This is a genomic window from Burkholderia sp. AW33-5 (assembly GCF_053427615.1).
This window is the reverse complement of the sequence record NZ_JBSAXA010000005.1, coordinates 161,446-177,842: the sequence shown is the minus strand read 5'-3', so window position 1 is coordinate 177,842 and position 16,397 is coordinate 161,446. Positions and strand designations below refer to the sequence as shown.

Below are 16,397 nucleotides of genomic sequence, written 5' to 3'. Positions count from 1 at the left end.
CGGTTGCTGACATCCGGTTCGCTCATGCCTTCTACTTTTTCCCGTTCGTTGCCGCTCGTTGCGCTGGCTGTCGCCCTGATCGTGCCGTACTCGATCACGAATCACACGTATCCGATCCCGACCTTCTATTCCGAGTTTGCCGCGCTGGTGCTGTATCTGCTGGTGGGTCTCTCCGTTGTGCTGCTTGCACGCACGGGCCGCCCGGCGGAGCCGTTCGCCGCGCCGGCCGCGTTCGTCGCGCCGCTCGGGTTCGCGGCGGTGCTGATCGCGCAGGTCGCGCTCATGCCGCTGAAGGTACCGTCGATGAACTGGCTGGCGGTCGGGTATCTGGCCGCCGCGCTGGTCGCGATGCAGGCCGGCTACACGCTCGCGCGCGAGGGGCTCGCCGAAGCCGCCGCGCGCATGATGTCCGGCGCGCTGCTGCTCGGCGGGATGCTCGCGGTCGCGAGTCAGATCGTGCAGCTGTTCCATCTCGAATCCGCGGTGTCGCCGTTCGTGGTGGTGTACAACATCGCGGTCGATCGCCGTCCGTACGGCAACATGGCGCAGGCGAACCACCTGGCGACCTACATCGCGTTCGCGCTCGCGGGCGCGCTGTATCTGGTGCAGACGCGCCGGCTCGCGGTATGGGCATGGCTCGCGCTGTCGATCGTGCTGTCGGTCGGGCTCGCGTTGACGGTGTCGCGCGGCCCGTGGCTGCAGGTCGCGGTGCTGGTCGTCGCGGGTTTCTGGATGGCGTGGCTCGAGTCGCGCCGCGCGCCGGGCAACCGCCGCGCATGGGTGATCCCGGTCGCGCTCGCGGTGGTCTTCGTCGCGGTGAATGTCGCGGTGCGCTGGGCCAACGTGCATTTCCATCTGGGGCTCGCCGAGTCGGCGGCCGACCGGATGCGCGACGCGGGGCAGATCGCGCCGCGCCTCGCGCTGTGGAAGTACGGGCTCGCGATGTTCCGCGAGCATCCGGTGCTCGGCGTCGGCTGGGGCGAGTTCCCGTCGCACCAGTTCGCGCTCGTGCGCACGCTCGGCGGTGTCGAGATCGCGAACAACTCGCACGACATCTTCATCGACCTGCTCGCGAAGTCCGGCCTCGTTGGTCTCGGCGTGCTCGTCGTTGCGCTCGTGACATGGTTCGTGCGCGCGGTGCGCGCGCCGCAGTCGAGCACGCGCGTGTTCGGCCTCGCGCTGATCGGCATCCTGTTGATGCATGCGCTCGTCGAATATCCGCAGCAGTACATGTTCTTCCTGCTGCCGGCGATGTTCGTGATCGGCCTGCTCGAGGTGAAGCCGCTGCGGATCCTGCCGGGCCGCGCGGCGTTCGGGCTGTTCGCGGTGCTGTCGTTCGGCGGCGTGCTGGCGTCGGTGCCCGTGCTGCGCGACTACCAGCGCGCGGAAGTGCTGTATTACGGCAGCGATCCGGCCGCACAGTACCGCGATGCGCCGTCGCTGCTGTTCGGTGCGTGGGGCGACTACGGGGCGGCCACGCTGCTGGCGATTTCGCCGGACAACCTGCCGCTCAAGCTCGTCGCGCATGAGCGCGCGATCGCGCTGCTGCCCGGCGAGACGGTGTTGCGCCGCTATGCCGTGCTGCAGGCGCTGGCCGGTCGAGAAGCCGACGCGCTCGATACGGTCGCGCGCCTGCATGTGTTCGCGAAGGAGTTGAAAGATTGGCCGCAGCAACTCGCGTCGCTGTACAAGCTGTGCGATCAGCAGCCGGAGCTGAAAGCGTTCAAGGCGGCCGTCGTCGCGAAGTACGGGGAGGTCCCCGCCAACGCGGACGACGACGACTCGGACGACGATTCCGAGTGACGCCGCGCGGCGCCGGGCGGGGAATCCCGGCGCTGGTCGGATCGCGGTGAGGCAGGCGAGCGATGGCTGCACGGGACGGTGCGGCGATTGCTTCTCTCGGAGAATGGATCACCGCCGAATCCGGCGGGATTCGCGTCAACCATTGTCAAATCGCCGCCACGCGCGAGGTGGCGCGTGCACAATGCGCGAAAGCGTACGCAGGCAAGGTCGCCCGGTGTGGGCCGCCCGGCGCGAACGCAGCGCCCGGATCTCCGGGAACCGCCAAGCAGGATCGCGACCGGTCAGCCTTCGGTCGCGCGGCCGTCACGGGGCGCCGATCCGAGGGCCGCGGCGCAATGCGGTGCATCGCGGACGATACCGGCCGGCGTGCGGCGCTCCCCCAGAACAGTGTTGAAGAACGATATTCGACCATGACTATTCGCTCGACCTACCTGATCCTGCCCGCTGTCGCCATGCTGTTTTCCGGCTGCGCGATGATGTCGTCGTCGCAGGACGGCAAGCTGACGTGCCACATTCCGCGTGCCGTCTATCCGGATAGCGCGAAGCCGCTCACGCGTCCCGTCACCGTGCTCGTGCGCGCGCTGATGACGACGTCGGGCGAAGCGCAGAACGTCACGATCACGACGAGCAGTCGCAACACGGCCGCGGATCGCGCGGCAGTCGAAGCGATGACGCACGCCACCTGCACGCAGACGGGCGCGACCGCGAATCCGTTCTTGCTGACACAACCGTTCGTGTTCGAGCCGCGTCGCGGTGAGTGACGGGCGGCACCGTGGCCGGTGATGTGTGTGCGACCAAGGCCGTCGTGCGCGAGACAGGTCGCTGCGGTTCGCGATCTTGACGATCGAGCGGCCGCAGCGAGGGCTGGCCACTGAGGGTTCAGCGCGCGATCAGAAGGTCCGTTTCTTCAGCGTATAGGCATGCAGCCAGTACAGCGTGTTGGTTTGCGCGTCGAAGTACCCGCCCTGTGCGGTCTTGTCGGTTGTTTTATTCCACGATTTGCCGGCGTCGGTGCTGCTGAACGTCAGGTCGATCGGTGCGCCGCCGGCGGTGCCGCCGCTTGCGGTGTTCGGATCGGTTGCATAGACGAGCAAGAGGCCATTGCGACCGATGCTCATGCTGTCGAGTGTGAGCTTCTCGTCGAACGTGCGCAGTTGCTGCACGACCTCGGGATGGTCGTTCGTCCACGTGGAAATGGCGCCCGTCCGGCGACCGTTGTCGCGACCCTCGCCGTCCTGCGGTTTGTCGAGATGCGACAGCGTGTACACGGAATAGCGTGACTCGGATCCCGGCGTGGTCGGCGTGGTGTCGAGCGCAGTGATGACCTGGCCTGGAAGCACCGTATCTGTCACGAATGCGGGCTGCCCCCAGTCGAGCCGGTCGACCACGCTATGAGCCGGTGCTTCGGCAGTCTGTGCGACATAGTAGGCGATCCGCAGAACGCCATCCGGGCCTAGGCTGATGGCATTGAATTCGCGGCGCGTCTCGCTGCCGACGCGTGCATCGGCCGGCACGTCGATCGCTTGCCACGTGTTTCCGCCGTCCGCGGTTCGCCATACGCGGGGGCCCCAGCCAGCCGCGTAGCCACGCTGCGGATCGAGAAAGAGCAGGCGGCCGATGTTCTGACTCTCGGGCCAGTGCAGTTGCGACCATGTCTGGCCGCCATTACTCGATTTCCACAGCTTGGTGGTTTGCGGCGCGTCGCCGCCTTGCGCCTCGGGAGCCTTATAGTTCATCCATGACGTGCTGATGAACTGAACGGTCCAGTCCGGCGAGTACCACCAGGCAGCCTCTTGGCCGACCTGCTGGAAGTGGCGCTTCATCCCTCCGTCGATGGTGCCGCGGAAGAAGCTGATCGTCATGCGGTTCAGCAACTCGCCAGTGTCGTTCATCCATGCTTCGGTCGGTTCGGGCCGCTGCGGCTGGTTCGATTCGGCCTGGGGCTTGAACGTCACTTCGGGATTGGCGAGCTTGACGCTCATCACGTCATTGCCCCTGATGCGGAAGTTGCCGCCGCCATACGGCGCATCGTCCCGCATGAAGCTTGTCGAAATCGTCTCCCAGCCCGTCGTCATATTTACGTACCCGTATGTTGCAATGGCCAGGGCAACGAGGCCACCGGCGATCCACTTCCAGCGCTTGTGTTTTCGCATGTCACTTTTTCAGCAAACGTTCGAGCGCGCGGTTAACTTCGTCGGCGGCATCCGAACCCCACTCGCGAGCCTTGTCGGCGGCATCCGAGCCCCACTCGCGTGCCTTGTCGACCGCGTCTTTGCTCCATTCGCGCGCTTTTGCCTTGGCGACGGGAATGCCCGCGTCGATCGCCTGTTTGCGCGTGCGCTCGTCGGCCCATTCCTCTATGTTCGGCCGTCTGCCGATCTTGACCAGATCCGACACCGGCAGGCCGGCCAGGCCTCCATCCAGGTACGCCAATGGGTGAGTGACAAAGGCGAAGGTCTTGAACGTGTCTCCGTCCTTGTCCAGTTCCAGTTCGTATCGCTTCACCTGCATCGAGAGCTTACCGTTTCCCGGTTTCGCACTGTTGAATGCGATCTGGTTTCCCTGCATGTTCTGAGACAGCCCGATCTCGATGTATTTCTGGAGCCACCACCGTGCGTTGTCCAGCCATTTCTTTCCTTTTGCCGTGAGCGCGGGATAGAGATTGGCGCCGTAATCGGAGCAATAGTAGTAGCCGTAACTCACATAGTAATCGGGCGGTTTATGCCCACACCCGATATGACGCATCATGAAATTGCCGTGGCGAGACCAGTCCGAATCGATGCTTTTCGGTTTGATCAGATTCTCTCGCCGATGCAGCAGTTCATGGACGACTTTCTTGTCTTTCCACGGATCCCATGACGTTGCGAATTTCTTGACGGTCTCCCATGCGCTCGACACGCTGACCTTCTCGACCGTTTCCCAGTACTCACCGTGAAGCGGCAGGTAATAGAACGGGCAAGTACCGATGATGGAATCCGCCGCCGGCGTGACATGCTTGTCGCAGATCTGGATAGCCACCTTCGGCCGATCCTTGTACCCCGTCGGCGTCAGCATCCCCGCGCCGGTACCCAGCACGTTGTCCTTCTGTTGCACGTCAGCCATTCGATTTCCCTAAGAACTTGACGATGACGTCATGCGGCACGTGGCTCTGCGTGAGCCCCGTCTCGCCTGCCGCGTTGGTGACGCCTTCCGAGATCAGCGCGCCGTTCGAGAACATCTGGTATCGCGTGTTCGCGACCGGAATGTCGGTGCCGGCCCAGTGCGCGATGAACGCCTGGTCGTAGTTGCCGCTCGAGTTCGGCAACGTCGGCAGGGTCTGCGACAGGTGCGTGGGGCCGTCGAACACGTGCTGCGCGCCCTTGATGTCGATCTTGCCGGGTGCGTGCACCTCGATGTTGCCGTCCGCGATGCGGATGTAGGCGCCGCCGGACGTCAGCAGGATTTCCTTCGCCGCCGCGCCTTCGATCGACTGCGTGGCCGCCACCAGTTTCAGCGCCTTCTGCGCAGTCAGTTCGATGTTGTCCGCGTGCGCCTGGATTTCCACCTTGCCCTTGCCGGCGAACAGCTTCATGCCTGCGTTCTGCGCGAACAGGCTGATCCGGTCGAGGACGCTCGCGATCAGCGACTTCCCGGCAGCGACGTGCGTGCTTTGTCCGCTGACGAGGTTGACGTGCCGGTCCGCGGCGAACTGCACGGATTGCTGCGTCGACAGCGCGATGCCGGCCGGGCTGCCGAACAGCATCACGGGTTCCTTGAACGCATTGGCGCTGCCGGTTCCGCCGCCGCCGGTTCGCCCGCCCGACGCGCTGCCGCTCACGCTGTTCTGCGTCGCGTCGCTGAACTGCTTCAGCGCCGAATGGCCGGCGTCGAGCGACTCGCCCTGATGCTGCGCGCTGACCTCGGACATCGCCTCCATCAGGCCTTCCGCCCTGACGAGCTGCTCTTGCGTTTCCTTCACGTCGAGCGGCTGGCTCGCCGGCTGTTTCGGATGCGTCGTGACGTACAGGCCGCGGTTCGCGCGAACCGCGCCGAATGCGTCGGAGCGCAGGTCGAAGCCGCTGCCGAGATAGCCGCCGCGGTCGTTGCCCGTATGGTCGATCAGGTAGCCCAGGTGCAGGTGCGTGTTTGCCTGGCTGCTGTACAGGTGCACGCGGTTCTGCGACGTCGCGTCGTCGAGCACCAGCTGATTGAAGCCGGCGCCCGAATATTCCCTGGACCGGTATCCGGACAGGATCCCGTTGCTGTGCCATTGCGGACGGGTCGCACCGTTGTACAGCTTTCCGACGACGATCGGACGATCGCAGTCGCCGCCGAGGAAATCGACCAGCACTTCCTCGCCGCTGCGATGGGGGTGAACGGCGCCATAGCCATTGCCCGAATCCGACGCGGCGGCGCGCAGCCAGCACGAGGCCTTCTCGTCGCCGTCGTTGAGACGATCCCAGTGGAAGCGGACCTTGATGCGGTTGAGTTCGTCGGTATGGACTTCCTCGCCTTGCGGCGCGACGACGATCGCCGATTGCAGATGCATCGGCGGCTTCGAATGTTCGAACGGGCTGCGGAACGGCACCGTCGTGCGCTGCGCTTCGATGCTGACCTGAAAAATGCCCTCGCTGCCGTCCGGATGCCGGACGTGCGGCAGGTCCGCGCCGCTGGCCCGCACGAGATCGTCGATTTCGGTCTGCAGGCTATGCGGGAACCTGGCCTGCCGATCGCCGACGGGCAGGTTGTTGGCGATGCGCCAGACCGTCTCGATCACGGCGAAGCGGCGCTGGCCGGCATCGTCCTTGTCGTGTTCGGGGTGATCGGCGAGCTCGAACGTGCGTCCCGCGTCCATGCGCCGGACGCCGCCGGTGCCGTGAAAGCGCTTCGCAAGCGACTCCTGCTCCTCCATCCAGATCTTCGACAGATGGTCGCCGCGAGACTGTTCGGGGTACGTGTAGGCGCCGGTGTATTCGTAGACTTCGAGCTGCTGCGGCAGGTCGCCCTGGTTCGCGATCGTCGGCGTGTGGGTTGCCTTCGGATTCGACGCAGTGGGCGGCTGTTTGTAGTCGAACGTGCGCGTCGTGCGCTCGACGCTGCGCAGCGTGCGCGTGCCGGAGAACTGGACGAGCGTGTCGGCCTCGTCGTGTGCGCCGGCGTGATGAAAGCGCAGGGTCTGCGGCGACAGCGCGGGCAGCGCGTCGATCGTGTCGACGACGACGAGCTTGTGCGACTTGCCGTCTTGCGCCTGCTCCCAGAAACCGTACAGGCCTTCCGATTCCAGCAGGCGGTGCACGAAGTTCCAGTCGTCCTCGTATTGCATGCAGAACGAGCGCGACGGCAGCGGCCGGTGGAGCCTGAAGTCGAAGCAGCCCTTGGCTTGCGGGTGCTGGTTCAGGACGTCGGCGATGATCTCGTCGGCGGGTTTGTCCTGCCAGATGCGCTGGTCGCGGCGGAACTTCAGGAAGTGCAGGAACGACGCGAAGACGATCTGATAGTGCGTGAGGCCGCTGTCCGACCCGAGCCGGCGGGCCGCGTGCACATACCCGTGGTGCGGCGCGTACGACTTGTCGGCCTGCTGGATCCGCAGCGTGACGGGCTGCGCGATCAGCTTCTTGAGCTCGATACCGTCGGACACCGACACGGCGTCGACGGTGAACTCGAAATGACGCCCGAGCCGCGATCGTCCCTTGACGCGATGGGGCAGCAGGACGTCAGGGCCGAGCGGCGTCTCCAGCTTGACGAGTCGTTCGTCCTGGATCGGCCCGGCCTGCAGCGCGTTTCTCAATGCTTGCGAATTCATCACCCGTGCTCGCTTTTTTTGTGCTGGGTCGCACGCTCTCCCGTGCGGAATCCGGTAATTGTATGAGATAAACGGCAGTTATCTCGAATTTGCCTTTCAACGATATTTCAAATACGGTCAGCGCGTCGGCCTGACAGGGGAGGCCGCGCACGTCATGCAGTTGAACGACGGTCGGGCGTGGGTCGTACCGGGCACGACCGACCGCCCCTGGGCCGCTCAGCCCGCCGCGTCCTCCGCCTTCCAGTCCCCCGACTTCCCGCCGCGTTTCTCCCTGACGCTCACGTCGGTGATCATCATCCCGCGATCCACGGCCTTGCACATGTCGTACACGGTCAACAGACCGACCTGCACGGCAGTCAGCGCTTCCATCTCGACGCCGGTGCGCCCGAACGTCTCGACCTGCGCGACGCAGTGCACGCCCGGCAGTGCGTCGTCGAGTTCGAAGTCGACGGCCACGCGCGTCAGCGCGAGCGGGTGACACAGCGGAATGAGGTCGGCGGTGCGCTTCGCGCCCTGGATCGCGGCGATGCGCGCGACGCCGAGCACGTCGCCTTTCTTCGCCTTGCCGTCGCGGATCAGCGCGAACGTCGCCGGCAGCATCCGGATCGTGCCGCGCGCGATCGCGATGCGTTGCGTTTGCTCTTTGCCGCCGACGTCGACCATGTGTGCGTGGCCCGCGGCGTCGAAATGGGTAAGTCCTGACATGTCTTGCTCCAGTGGAACGGAGTGCGCGCGCGAGCACGTCCCTCGATCCGGCTTCGCGATCGGCCGGGGGCGCCGAATCCCGTATCCGCACCCCGATCCGATCCAACGTTTCAACGGGCGCCTATCATAGCAGTGGCCTTCGCGGCGCCAAGCGCGCAGATGGCGCATTTGCCGCGCGGGACAGTCGCGATGTCGCCGGTACAATGACCCGAATATTCAGACCAAACGCCGCGATGCGCGCCCGGCGCGCGGGACGGCGTCGCTTTCATCCTGCCATGCGTGTCAAACAGTTGCTTGCCGTGTTGCTGTCGGCGGCGCTCGTGCTGCCGCCGAGCGGCCATGCACAGCGCACGTCCGCGCTGCCGCTCGAGCCGGCGGCAGGCGCGTCGCCGTCGATTTCCACGGTGCCGTCCGGCATCGCGACCGGCGTATTCGGCACCTACGGCGGCGCGGAGAGCCGGTTTTCCGGCGCCGACGGCGCGTCCGCGCCCGTCGCGAGCCTGCGCGCACCGCTGCGCGCGCTGGAGCTGCCCGACCTCGGCGACGGCTCCGGCGGTTCGCTCACGCCGCGGGCCGAACGGCGTCTCGGCGAGCGCGTGATGCGCGAGGTGCGGCGCGACCCGGACTATCTCGACGACTGGCTCGCGCGCGACTACCTGAACGCGATCGCGAAGCGGCTCGCGGCCGCGGCGGCCGCGCGCTACATCGGCGGCTACATGCCGGACTTCGAATTGTTCCCCGTACGCGATCCGCAGATCAACGCGTTCTCGATGCCGGGCGGCTTCATCGGCATCAACAGCGGGCTGGTCGTCACGACGCAGACGGAATCCGAACTCGCGTCGGTGGTCGGCCACGAGATGGGCCACGTGCTGCAGCGGCACATCGCGCGGATGATCGGCGCGAACGAGAAGACCGGCTACACGGCGCTCGCGACGATGCTGCTCGGCGTGCTGGCGGGCGTGCTCGCGCGCAGCGGCGATCTCGGCAGCGCGATCGCGATGGGCGGGCAGGCGTACGCGGTCGACAACCAGTTGCGCTTCTCGCGGTCGGCGGAGCGCGAGGCCGATCGCGTCGGGTTCCAGCTGCTCGCCGGCGCCGGCTACGATCCGTACGGGATGCCGGGCTTCTTCGAACGGCTCGAGCGCGCGTCGATGGGCGACGCGGGCGTGCCGGCCTATGCGCGTACGCACCCGCTGACGGGCGAACGGATCGCCGACATGGAAGATCGCGCACGCCGCGCGCCATATCGGCAGCCGCGCCAGTCGGCCGAATACGGCTTCGTGCGCGCACGGCTGCGCATTCTGCAGAATCGCGCGCCGAACGATATCGCGGCCGAGGCGCGCCGGATGCAGCTCGAGCTCGACGATCGCACGGCGCCGAACGTCGCGGCGAACGAATACGGGATCGCGCTCGCGAACCTGCTGCTCGGCCAGTACGACGCGGCCGACAAGGCGCTCGTGTCGGCCCGTGCCGCTTTCGACGCGCGCGAGCGGCGCGCGGACGATCCCGAGACGAGTTCGCCGAGCCTCGACGTGCTCGCCGCCGACATCGCGCGCCGCGCGGGCCGGACCGACGACGCGGTGCGGCTCGCGGCGCTCGCGCAGCGGCGCTGGCCGGCGTCGCACGCGGCGATCGTCGCGCACCTGCAGGCGCTGATCGCCGCGCGCCGCTTCGCCGAAGCACAGACGCTCGCGCGCACGGAGGCGCAGGCGGATCCCGAGCAGCCGGACTGGTGGGACTATCTCGCGAAGGCGAGCGACGGCCGGGGCGACGTGCTCGCGCGGCGCCGCGCGCTCGCGGAGAAGCTGGCGCTCGACGGCGCGTGGCCGTCGGCGATACGCCAGCTGAAGGAGGCGCGCGACGCGAAGGACGTGTCGTTCTACGACCAGTCGATCATCGGCGCGCGGCTGCTGGAATTCGAGGCGCGCTACAAGGAAGAGCGCGAGGACGAGAAGAACGGCCGCGGATAACGGCCGTCAGGCGGGCAGGGTGGGTTGCGCGTCAGCTTTCGGCGCTGCCGTCGCGGCCATCTGGCGAGCTGCGGCGCGCCCGCTGCGCGGGACTCGCGACGAAGCCGAACGTCGCCGGCACGTCGGCGCAGGCGAGGTTGCCGAGCGACAGCGTGCGCCCGTCGCGCCAGCGCAGCACGGGCGGCGTCGCGTCGAAATCCGCGTGATCGGCGAACAGGCCGAGGTCATGGTCGTGCAGCGCCGCGACGCGCGGCGGCGAGCCGGCCGCGCGAAACAGCACGCCGCCCGCGTCGTCGAGCCACGCGGCGTCCGGTTCGAACGGCGCGCCGGTCTGGTCGGCCAGCGCGAGTTGCCCGTCGCGTTCGGCCAGGCGCACGACCCACGGCGTATAGGCGAGCTCGACGTACACGCGCTGCGGCCCGTTCTGGAAGAACCACTGGCCGTGCGCGTCGCAGTCGTAGTTGCGCCCGATGAACGCGTTCAGCGCCGCATGCCGGACCGGCGAGCCGAGCGCTCCCGCGGCCTGCGCGGCGTCGTCGCGCAGCCGCCATTCGCCGCGCCGGTCGAGCAGCAGCCAGCCGGTGCAGTGCGGCACGTTCGGCCACTTGGCGAGGGCCTGCCTGACGATGTCATCCATGGTCGACGAATTTCGAGCAATAGCCGAACACCCGCGCCGACAGCCAGTCGAGGCGGCCGGGGAACGGCCCGGTCATGAATCCCGCGTGGCCGCCGTCCGCGGGCTGGTCGAGCTCGACGGCCGGCGACACGTCGGCGGCGCTCGGCAGCGCGGATTCGGGCAGGAACGGATCGTTGCGGGCGTTGAGGATCAGCGTCGGCACGTCGATCGCGGGCAGCAGCGGGCGCGTCGTGGCCTGGGTCCAGTAGTCGTCGGCGTCCGCGAAGCCGTGCAGCGGCGCGGTCACGACTTCGTCGAAGTCGCGCATCGTCACGGCCCGCAGCATCGCGTCGCGGTCGAACAGCCCCGGATACTGGTCGAGCTTCGCGAGCGCCTTGCGTTTCAGCGTCTTCAGGAAGCTGCGCGTATAGACCATCGCGAAGCCCTGCGACAGCGCGAGGCCGCCCGCGTGCACGTCGATCGGCGTCGAGATCGCGGCGGCCGCGTGCACGATCGACGTGTCGCTGCGGTGCTCGCCGAGCCAGCGCAGCAGCACGTTGCCGCCGAGCGACACGCCGGCCGCGACGACCGGCCCGCGATGCTGCGCGGCGAGCCGGCGCAGGATCCAGTCGACCTCGGCGCTGTCGGCGAGATGGTAGAAGCGCGGCTGCCGGTTGAGCTCGCCGCTGCAACTGCGAAAGTGCGGGACGACCGCGTGCCAGCCCTTCGCGCGCGCGGCGGCCATCATCGCCAGCGCGTAATGCGAGCCGGAACTGCCTTCGAGGCCGTGGAACAGCACGAACAGCGGTGCGTCGGGCGCCGGGGCGGCACTGTCGAGATGCGCGACCCAGTCGAGATCGATGAAGTCGTGATCGGGGGTTTCCCATCGCTCTCGTCGGTACGCGACCGCCGGACGCCGTGCGAACAGCGCGGGCACGATGGTTTGGGCATGGCTGTTCGGCAGCCAGCGCGGTGCGCGATAGCGCAATGAATCGTCGTCGGGGGCCGGGGCCCCGGTCAGCGGCGAGGTGGGCGGAGAAGCCGTACTCATGATCGCCCCGCTAATGCGTTGCTTCGTTCTTCGTCAGTGCAGCGGACCCTGCCCGTGACGGATCTTCGCGGCGAATTGTCCGGCCGCTTGTTCGGGAATCGGGCTCGCGTGAATATGCGCGATGCGCCACTCGCCGCGTTCGTGAATCATCACGTACGTGGCGAAAACCATGTCCGGTTCGGCCGTCAGGTCGGCCTGCTGATGCGCCTCGGCGATCGTGTAGACGACGGTGCCGAGACTATCGTATACGCGGATGTCGAGCGGCTCGATCGTCACGGGACGCGTCGCGAGGCGGTTCGCCAGCCCGCTGCGGATCTGGTCGAGGCCGTGCAGATGCTCGCCGTCGGCCCAGACGCAGCTGGCGAAGTCCTCGTCGATCCACAACCCCAGCAGCGCGTCGAGATTGGCATCGGCGACGGCCTGGTAGTAAGCGTTCAGCGTATCGGCAGCGGCTTCGAAAAGGCGGGCAAAACGTGGCATCGGGGTTATCTCTCGCGCGCGTCGCGCGCCGTATTCAGCACGGCGGCCCGGATGGGGCCGCCGTACACCGGTGAATCGGATTGCCCGGCGCGTCGTGCGACGCTGCCGGCCAGGGTCAGCGCTGCCCGACGAGCATGCCGCGCAAATCGCCGAATACCTGCTCGGGACCGAGTTGGCGCAGGCAGTTCAGATGGCCGAGCGGACACTCGCGTTCGAAGCAGGGACTGCATTCGAGATGCAGCCATTGTACCTTCGCCAGCTCCGACAGCGGAGGGGTGTGGCGCGGATCCGTCGAGCCGTACAGCGCGACGAGCGGCCGGCGCAACGCGGCCGCGACGTGCATCAGCCCCGAATCGTTGGTCACGACCGCGTTCGCGCGCGCGATCAGCGCGCACGCCTCGGACAGCGACGTCTGCCCGCACAGGTTGCGCACGTTCGGCGCGTGGTCGGCGATCGCCTGCGCGGCGGCGGCGTCCTTCTGCGAGCCGAGCGCGACGATCTGCGTGTATGGGAACGACTGGTGGACGATGGTCGCGAGCGTCGCGAAGTGCTCGGGCGGCCAGCGCTTGGCCGGGCCGTATTCCGCGCCGGGGCAGAACACGACGAGCGGCTTGCGCGTATCGAGATTGAAACGTGCGGACACGCGCGCCGTCTCGTTCAGGTCGGCGTCGAGGCGCGGCGCGGGCAGCGTCTTCATCGACTCGGGCAGCTTCGCGCCCGGCGCATATGCAAGCGCCGCGTAGTGGGTCGTCATCGGCGGACGCTCGGCCGACTTGTCCGGGTTCGCGTGCCGCACGTTCAGCAGGCCGTAGCGGTGCTCGCCCGTGTAGCCGATCCGCAGCGGGATGTTCGCGAGCCACGGGATCACCGCGGACTTCAGCGAATTCGGCAGCACGTACGCCGCGTCGTAGCCGACGTCACGCAGGTCGGTCGCGAGCTGCCAGCGGCGCAGCAGCTGCAGCTTGCCGTGCGCGAGGTCGGTCGCGTAGACATCGTGGATCTCGGGCATCCGCTCGAGCACGGGCGCGACCCAGGTGGGCGCGACGGCATCGATCGCGATGCGGGGATGGAGCTTTTTCAGCAGCGCAAAAAGCGGCTGCGCCATCAATGCGTCACCGATCCAGTTCGGTGCGATAACCAGCGCTCGACGCATCAGGTCGACTTCCGATGTCGTAATGAAGCACGGCGCGCATGCACCGCGTTCGGGTTGTCAGAACAGGAAAAGGGCGGCGCGCCGGAGTTCCGGCTGCGCCGCCTCGCGTGCGGCGGGCCCGCGGGCCCGGCCAGGGCTCAGTGGCCCTTGACCACCTCGCCGTCGCGCAGCTTGTAGCGCGTGCCGCAATACGGGCAGCGCGCCTCGCCGTGCGACACGTCGATGAAGACGCGCGGGTGCGCGCTCCAGCGCGCCATGGCCGGGTTCGGGCAGTAGGCGGGGAGATCCTTGGCCGTCAGCTCGATCAGCGGCATTTCCTTGATTTCACTCATGAGACTTTCTCTTATCACTCTTTTGTGGGGCGGTCGGTGGCGCAGCGCACTCAGACCTTCGTCAGCCAGTGCGCGTACTTCGCGTTCTTGCCCGACACGATATCGAAAAATGCCGACTGGAGCTTTTCCGTGACCGGGCCGCGCGCGCCGCTGCCGATCGTGCGGTTGTCGAGCTCGCGGATCGGCGTGACTTCGGCGGCCGTGCCCGTGAAGAACGCTTCGTCGGCCGTGTAGACCTCGTCGCGCGTGATGCGCTTCTCGATCACCTCGATGCCGGCGTCCTTCGCGAGCGTGATGATCGTGTCGCGCGTGATGCCGTCGAGGCACGACGACAGGTCCGGCGTGTACAGCTTGCCGTTGTTCACCAGGAAGAAGTTCTCGCCGGAGCCTTCCGACACGTAGCCGTCGACGTCGAGCAGCAGCGCTTCGTCGTAGCCGTCGGCGGTCGCTTCCTGGTTCGCGAGGATCGAGTTCACGTACCAGCCCGACGCCTTCGCGCGCACCATGGACACGTTCACGTGGTGGCGCGTGAACGACGACGTCTTCACGCGGATGCCCTTCGCGAGGCCGTCCTCGCCGAGGTACGCGCCCCACGGCCACGCGGCGATCGCGACGTGGATCGTGTTGCCCTTCGCCGACACGCCGAGCTTTTCCGAGCCGACCCAGATGATCGGGCGCAGGTAGCACGACTCGAGCTTGTTCTCGCGCACGACTTCGAGCTGCGCGGCTTCGAGCGTTTCGCGGTCGAACGGCACGTCCATCTGGAAGATCTTCGCCGAATTCAGCAGACGTTTGGTGTGCTCGCGCAGACGGAAGATCGCGGTGCTGCCGTCGGCCGTCTTGTACGCACGCACGCCCTCGAAGACGCCCATGCCGTAGTGCAGCGTATGGGTCAGGACGTGGATCTTGGCGTCGCGCCAGTCGATCAGCTTGCCGTCCATCCAGATCTTGCCGTCGCGGTCGGCCATTGACATAGGATTCTCCTGGGAAGCAGTTGTGCAGCGGGTTGTGTGCAGCATTGAGCCGGAAAGACGCTTATTTTAGCGTCATTTGAAGGCGATCCGGTCGGTCGGCACGGGGCCGGCGCTATAATCGCCCGGTACCGATTCCAATAACGACGGGTCGTACCGGCAGGAGGCGCCGGCGGCCCGACGAACCGCCCGCCGCGGCCCGCTTCCCATGCTCGCTCGATTCTCCGCCACCGACCGCTTCGCGCTGATCCAGGGCGCGCGCGACTATTCCCCGACACTGATGGCGATCCTGTCCTGGGGGCTCGTCACCGGGGTCGCGATGAGCAAGTCGGTGATGACGCTCGGGCAGGCGAGCGCGATGTCGATCTTCGTCTACGCGGGCTCGTCGCAACTCGCGGTGCTGCCGCTCCTCGTCGCGAAGCTGCCGATCTGGACGATCCTGCTCACGGCCACGATGGTCAACATGCGCTTCGTGATCTTCAGCGCCGGGCTTGCGCCCCATTTTTCCTACCTGCCGCTGTGGCGGCGCCTCGCGATCGGCTATTTCAACGGCGACGTGATCTACCTGCTGTTCCAGAAACAGGGCTTCGCATACGGCCACGTGCCGGGCAAGGAGGCGTATTTCTGGGGGATGGCGCTCGCGAGCTGGGCGTCGTGGCAGGTGTCGTCGCTCGCCGGCATCCTGCTCGCGAGCTTCTTTCCCGCGAGCTGGGGGCTGGAGTTGGCCGGCACGCTCGCGCTGCTTCCGATCATGGTGTCGGCGGTCGCGAACCGCTCGACGCTCGCGGCCGTCGCGGTCGCGGGCATCGTGTCGCTGATCGCGTTCGACCTGCCATACCGGCTCGCGCTGCCGATCGCGGTGCTGGCCGCGCTCGCGGCCGGGTGCACGGCCGATTTCTTCGTCGAACGCGCCGACTGGCGCCGCATCCGCACCGAAACCGTGCACGAAAAGGAAATCGAATGAGCGCGACGGAAATCTGGATCGTGATCGTCGGGATGACGATCGTCACGGCCGTCACGCGCGCGCTGTTCCTGATCGGCGGCGAACGCACCGTGCTGCCCGAGCGCGCGCAGCGCGCGCTGCGCTACGCGCCGGCCGCCGCGCTCGTCGCGGTCGTGCTGCCCGACGTGCTCGAAACGCCGACCGGGCTGTCGTTCGCGCTGTCCAACCATCCGTTTTACGCCGCACTGGCCGGTCTCGGCTGGTTTTTGTGGCGGCGCAGCATGCTCGGCACGATCATCGTCGGGATGCTCGTCTTCACCGCGCTGCGGCTGATCTTCTGACGAATCGCCATGGCCGTCCGCCGGGCGCCGGCCGCTGGCGCGTCCACATTGTTGCGTTGCGGAAATGTGTCGACGGCCGCGCGCGATCCCAAATAGGCGGAATTCGCCGCCGCACGGGTCAGTCTGCCGGATGGATCGGCTAGAATGCCCGTTCGAGATTTTTTACCCGTGCGCGTCATGCGAACCGCCAGCCACGGCCGCATCCGGCGCCCTTTCGCGGCAGCCCGCGCACGTCCAGCGTGAACCCCCT

At 67.1% G+C, this 16,397-nt stretch carries 15 protein-coding genes; 5 read left to right on the top strand and 10 right to left on the bottom strand.

The features are described 5' to 3' along the window. Positions 1–24 precede the first annotated feature (24 nt). Both ACV22V_RS12425 and ACV22V_RS12420 read left to right on the top strand, forming a co-directional pair. Positions 25–1,803, top strand: a complete 1,779-nt coding sequence (locus ACV22V_RS12425) for a PglL family O-oligosaccharyltransferase (RefSeq protein ID WP_448014038.1) — start codon at positions 25–27, stop codon at positions 1,801–1,803. A 410-nt stretch (positions 1,804–2,213) separates the two neighbouring features. Further along, complete coding sequence (locus tag ACV22V_RS12420; protein WP_448014037.1) at positions 2,214–2,564, top strand: TonB family protein; 351 nt, start codon at positions 2,214–2,216, stop codon at positions 2,562–2,564. A 129-nt stretch (positions 2,565–2,693) separates the two neighbouring features. On the opposite strand, the gene ACV22V_RS12415 is transcribed toward ACV22V_RS12420, so the two are convergent. The 4 genes from ACV22V_RS12415 to moaC form a co-directional block, all read right to left on the bottom strand. Further along, positions 2,694–3,878, bottom strand: a complete 1,185-nt coding sequence (locus ACV22V_RS12415; RefSeq protein ID WP_448014096.1) for a WD40/YVTN/BNR-like repeat-containing protein — start codon at positions 3,876–3,878, stop codon at positions 2,694–2,696. A 79-nt stretch (positions 3,879–3,957) separates the two neighbouring features. After that, the gene (locus ACV22V_RS12410; RefSeq protein ID WP_448014036.1) at positions 3,958–4,905 is read right to left on the bottom strand and encodes a hypothetical protein; all 948 of its coding nucleotides are present in this window, start codon (positions 4,903–4,905) and stop codon (positions 3,958–3,960) included. Next, entirely contained in the window at positions 4,898–7,585 is a 2,688-nt protein-coding gene (locus tag ACV22V_RS12405) for a type VI secretion system Vgr family protein (protein ID WP_448014034.1), read from the bottom strand. The genes ACV22V_RS12410 and ACV22V_RS12405 overlap by 8 nt, the downstream gene beginning before the upstream one ends. A 216-nt stretch (positions 7,586–7,801) precedes the next feature. After that, positions 7,802–8,290 carry a cyclic pyranopterin monophosphate synthase MoaC gene (moaC, locus tag ACV22V_RS12400; RefSeq protein WP_448014033.1) on the bottom strand — a complete coding sequence of 163 codons (489 nt, stop codon included), beginning with the start codon at positions 8,288–8,290 and terminating at the stop codon, positions 7,802–7,804. Positions 8,291–8,565: 275 nt separating this feature from the next. On the opposite strand from moaC, the gene ACV22V_RS12395 reads away from it, so the two are divergent. Beyond that, entirely contained in the window at positions 8,566–10,260 is a 1,695-nt protein-coding gene (locus ACV22V_RS12395) for a M48 family metalloprotease (RefSeq protein WP_059528006.1), read from the top strand. A gap of 31 nt (positions 10,261–10,291) precedes the next feature. Here ACV22V_RS12395 and ACV22V_RS12390 read toward each other — a convergent pair whose 3' ends face one another. From ACV22V_RS12390 to ACV22V_RS12365, 6 genes are all read right to left on the bottom strand, one after another. Then, positions 10,292–10,897, bottom strand: coding sequence for a DUF2946 family protein (locus ACV22V_RS12390; protein ID WP_448014032.1), 606 nt, complete (start codon positions 10,895–10,897; stop codon positions 10,292–10,294). Further along, positions 10,890–11,927, bottom strand: a complete 1,038-nt coding sequence (locus ACV22V_RS12385; protein WP_059528000.1) for a hydrolase — start codon at positions 11,925–11,927, stop codon at positions 10,890–10,892. The genes ACV22V_RS12390 and ACV22V_RS12385 overlap by 8 nt, the downstream gene beginning before the upstream one ends. Positions 11,928–11,960: 33 nt before the next feature. Further along, positions 11,961–12,407: a nuclear transport factor 2 family protein gene (locus tag ACV22V_RS12380; RefSeq protein WP_006749968.1), complete on the bottom strand. Its 447-nt coding sequence runs from the start codon at positions 12,405–12,407 to the stop codon at positions 11,961–11,963. A gap of 115 nt (positions 12,408–12,522) precedes the next feature. Continuing rightward, positions 12,523–13,560 (bottom strand): lipopolysaccharide heptosyltransferase II, encoded by a 1,038-nt coding sequence (waaF, locus tag ACV22V_RS12375; RefSeq protein WP_059527997.1) that lies wholly within the window; start codon positions 13,558–13,560, stop codon positions 12,523–12,525. A 137-nt stretch (positions 13,561–13,697) separates the two neighbouring features. Then, positions 13,698–13,892, bottom strand: a complete 195-nt coding sequence (locus ACV22V_RS12370; protein ID WP_448014030.1) for a zinc-finger domain-containing protein — start codon at positions 13,890–13,892, stop codon at positions 13,698–13,700. A 50-nt stretch (positions 13,893–13,942) separates the two neighbouring features. After that, a complete protein-coding gene (locus tag ACV22V_RS12365; RefSeq protein WP_059447778.1) occupies positions 13,943–14,866 on the bottom strand; it encodes a branched-chain amino acid transaminase in 924 nt (307 codons plus the stop codon). A gap of 205 nt (positions 14,867–15,071) precedes the next feature. Between ACV22V_RS12365 and ACV22V_RS12360 the strand changes: the two genes are divergently transcribed. Together ACV22V_RS12360 and ACV22V_RS12355 are read left to right on the top strand one after the other, a co-directional pair. Then, complete coding sequence (locus ACV22V_RS12360) at positions 15,072–15,827, top strand: AzlC family ABC transporter permease (RefSeq protein ID WP_059690615.1); 756 nt, start codon at positions 15,072–15,074, stop codon at positions 15,825–15,827. Then, on the top strand, positions 15,824–16,147 hold the full coding sequence (locus tag ACV22V_RS12355) for an AzlD domain-containing protein (protein WP_059690614.1): 324 nt from the start codon (positions 15,824–15,826) through the stop codon (positions 16,145–16,147). Before ACV22V_RS12360 ends, ACV22V_RS12355 begins: the two co-directional genes overlap by 4 nt. Positions 16,148–16,397: the final 250 nt, after the last annotated feature.